The sequence below is a fragment of the Novosphingobium sp. FG137 genome (assembly GCF_057809735.1).
Genome location: NZ_JBMDKN010000017.1, coordinates 1 through 3,670, shown reverse-complemented (window position 1 = coordinate 3,670; position 3,670 = coordinate 1). Strand labels below are relative to the sequence as shown.

Here is a 3,670-nt window from a genome sequence, read left to right as displayed (position 1 = left end):
GACATATTCTTTGCAGTCGCAGTTTATGTCGAGTGTGGCGGCGGGAGGCGCAGGTTTCCTTCGGTTTTCCATGATTTCACTCCAGATAATATGAGTGCCAGGGGGGTGTCCGGAGACGGGCTAGGCCCGCCTTCGAACGTCGGTGAGCATCGTGATCAGGGCATCGGATGGCGGCTTGAAGCGCCCAGGCTTGATGGCAGGAGCGCCGTGCGCCGCGAGAATCTGCAGCTTCTCCTCGGGATCGGCGCGCAAATAGGTCTCGGTGCTCTGGATGCTGGCATGGCCGAGCCACAATGCGACCTTGCGAATGTCCCCTGTCGCCGCGAGCGTGTGCATCGCACAGGAATGGCGCAACACGTGCGGTGTGACGCGCTTGCCAAGGATCGACGGCTGCTTCGTTGCCGCGGTCTTGACGTGCTCGGCCAAACGGAACGCAAACCCGTCGCGTGTCATCGGCTGGCCGTTGGCATTGAGGAATATCTCGGCGACCTCGGCTTCGGGGCGGATCGCAAGCCATGCGCGCAACGCGAACTGGGTCTCCTTCCAGAGCGGCAGGACCCGTTCACGCCGACCCTTGCCCATGATGTGCACGGTGGACAGGGAGCGGTCGGGGAAATCGCGCAGCTGTAGCGTTACGAGTTCCGACACCCTCAGCCCCCCGGCATAGGCCAGGTGCATCATCGCGCGATCGCGGGTGCCAAGGCGGGTCCGGGGATCCGGGGCATCGAGTAAAGCCTTGATCTCCGCCCGGTCGAGATAGTCGATCAGCGCCTTGTCGGTCTTCTTGGTCGGGATCGATCTGACGCGGAGTGCCTGATCCAGGCAGGCCGGGATCCGATACTCGATATACCGGAAGAAGGACCGGATCGCGGCGAGCCTGCCATTGCGGGTTCGCACACAGCTGCCGCGCCCGTTCTCGACATGATCGAGGAAGGCCATGATCATGTCGGTGCCGAGATCCTCGATCTCAAGATCGGTCGGCCGGCACTTCAGCCGATCGGCAGCGAACTGGACCAGGAGGACGAAGCAGTTGGCGTATGTCTTCACCGTGTGCGGGCTGACAGCGCGTTCGCGTGGCAGATGCTCACGCAGGTATGCCGAGAGATGCGGAGCGAGCGCCGTCATGCCGCTTCTCCCCGGTAAAGTTGCTCGCTGGCGGCAGCGATGTCGCGCAGCAGCACCGGAGTGGCCTCGAGATACCAATAGGTGTTGGCGACCGACGCATGCCCCAGATAGACGCTGAGCCCGGCCATGTGGTGTGCGATCGCTTCCCTGTCGTGCGGGCAGGACTCAAGGGAACGCACGGCGAAAGTGTGCCGCAGGTCGTGGAGCCGCATCCCGGCCGTTCCGGTCGGTCCGCGGTATCCGAGCTGCCGGGCCAGCCTGACGAACACCACGTGGACACGCACCTTGTGCGGTGCTCGTCTCCGGATGGTCACGAACAGGTCATTGCCCGTGGCGCCGAGACTTGCCCGAGTGGCGAGATAGGCTTCGAGCGCCTGACGGGTCGATGGCTGCAGGGCAATCAGCCGCTGCTTGCCGAACTTGCCGTTGCGGACGATCAGGCCATCCTCGACCAGGTCGTTGCATTGTAGCGCGAGGGCCTCGGAAATCCTGAGGCCCGTCGCAGCCAGCAGTCCAAACAGGCAATGGTAGGTATGAGGGCTGATCATGCCCTTGGGCGGCAGGTCCAGCGCTGCTGCCATGATCGCCCGCACCTGTTCCGGTTCAATGATGGTCGGGGTCGGGCGTGGCCGCTTGCCCCGGCCGAAAACGCCGGCAGGCGGAACCTCGTGGCCTGAATCCTCGGCATGAGCGAAAAGGCTGAAGTTACGTACGGCGTCGAACCTATGGCGGGCCACGTTCTGCGAGCTTGCCGTGTGGCACCAGTCGTAGATGCGCTGCACTTGGGTGTGCCGGTCACCGGCGCGGACGGCGAAATCGGCGTATTGGCGCAGCAAGCGTTCCTGTTCGGAGAACTTCCGTCCCGAGCTGCGATGCAGCGTGACGTATCTGGAAATGTGCATGTTCAGCATGACGGTTCTCCCGGCCATGGCTGCGCGATCTTCATGAGCATCGGCAGATCGACCTTGGCGTAGATGGCAGTGGTCTCGGGCGAGCTGTGACGCAGGATGGTCCCAACGGACTCTAGGCCCGCGCCCGCTCGCAGCAGGTTGGTGGCAAGCGAATGCCGGAATATGTGCGACCCGGTCGGAACTCCTTCGATCCCACCCCGGTCGCGCGTACGTGCAACGATGCCCGCGATCTCGGCGGACGACCGGAAGGGCCGAAACGGTGCTTGTGCACGCAGGAACAGATGCTCTTCGGCGGCCTTCGGGCGGGCTGCCGCAAGATATGCCAGGATCGCGTCGCCGACATCCTGCGGCAACGGTAGGCGGTCCGGCCGACGCGTCTTGCCTTTGACCGTCAGGTGGCCGGATCGCCAGTCGATGTCGTCGAGACGCATGTCCTGAATATCGGCAGCCCGCAGGCCGAGCCTGGCGAGCAGGAGAATGATGGCCTTGTCCCGGACTTCCACCGGACGATCTGTCGGACAGGCTGCAATGATCCTCTCGATCGTTGCCGGATCGACGTGGCGGGGTAGCGTCGAAAGGCGGTAACGCTGCACTGATGGAACCGCATGCAACAATGCCGGCCGGCACTCGCCTTGCACGACCAGAAACCGAATGTAGCTCCTCATAATCGTGACGAGCAGCGATGCCGAGCCCGGCGTCTCCTTGCTTCGTCGTTGGAATGCGCTCCTGAGCGCGGCGGCATCCCATTGTGAAGGCTCGCCCAACATCGGCATGAGCCGTCTGATATCGGTCCGGTAGCGCCGGATCGTCTCATCGGTGGCACCGCGATGTTGCTTGAGCCACGTCAGGTAAGCCGACATGTGCGGGTCATCGTCCGCCACCGGTTCAACCGATGGGATGACACCCCGGCCTCGCAGGAACCCGACGAAGTGCCGTGCGCATCGCCGCCGCCGCTTGGTGCCCGTTGCGACCAGCTTGCCCCGCTTGCGCCAGACCGGGCATCGGCAATCATGCGCGGCGTACTGGTCGATGATCGTGTCATCGATATCGATCCACTGGCGCCGCGCCATGCGAAGCCAGGCCACGAAATGCTCGGCCTCGGACCGATAGGTCTGTGCCGGTCCCTCGGCGAGTTGCAGGCGATCGATCGCATCGGAATAGTCAGCGAGGTGCCGTGGCAGATCGTCGATCCCGTCGTCGACTTCGACGTAGCCTTGATCTTCCAGGAACCGGACGAAGCGCCTGACCCTTGCTGCTTGGTCAGCCTTGTAGTGCGCTTGCTGCGCCGAATACCGGTGGCACCGACACCGATGCTTCTCGAACCGCCGGACAGCCCGATCGTCAATCGTGCGGATCGCGATCTCGTGCAGGTCCAGCCAATGCAGGAAATGGCGGACCGCCGCGCCATACAGAACCGCACAGCCTGACCTCTCGTCGAGCGACAGAGAGGAGAGGAATGCGGTGAGAAGGGTGCCGTGACTGGGCGGGTCTTCGACCCGGAGCGGGGCAGCTCGAAACGGCAATGATGATCTTGTTCGCATGTTGGTTCCTTCGACTTGTTGAGGTTGAAGGAGCCGTAATTATCTGGAGTGAAATCATGGAAAACCGAAGGAAACCTGCGCCTCCCGCCGCCA

At 63.3% G+C, this 3,670-nt stretch carries 3 protein-coding genes; all 3 read right to left on the bottom strand.

Annotated features, from left to right (window positions below; genetic code table 11):
* Window positions 1-120: 120 nt before the first annotated feature.
* From ACODS2_RS23100 to ACODS2_RS23090, 3 genes are read right to left on the bottom strand one after another with little or no spacing between them, the layout of a single operon-like run.
* A complete protein-coding gene (locus ACODS2_RS23100; protein WP_489000829.1) occupies window positions 121-1,125 on the bottom strand; it encodes a tyrosine-type recombinase/integrase in 1,005 nt (334 codons plus the stop codon).
* Window positions 1,122-2,036 carry a tyrosine-type recombinase/integrase gene (locus tag ACODS2_RS23095; RefSeq protein ID WP_137903370.1) on the bottom strand — a complete coding sequence of 305 codons (915 nt, stop codon included), beginning with the start codon at window positions 2,034-2,036 and terminating at the stop codon, window positions 1,122-1,124. The genes ACODS2_RS23100 and ACODS2_RS23095 overlap by 4 nt, the downstream gene beginning before the upstream one ends.
* Window positions 2,030-3,577 carry a tyrosine-type recombinase/integrase gene (locus tag ACODS2_RS23090; protein ID WP_137903369.1) on the bottom strand — a complete coding sequence of 516 codons (1,548 nt, stop codon included), beginning with the start codon at window positions 3,575-3,577 and terminating at the stop codon, window positions 2,030-2,032. The genes ACODS2_RS23095 and ACODS2_RS23090 overlap by 7 nt, the downstream gene beginning before the upstream one ends.
* Window positions 3,578-3,670 lie beyond the last annotated feature (93 nt).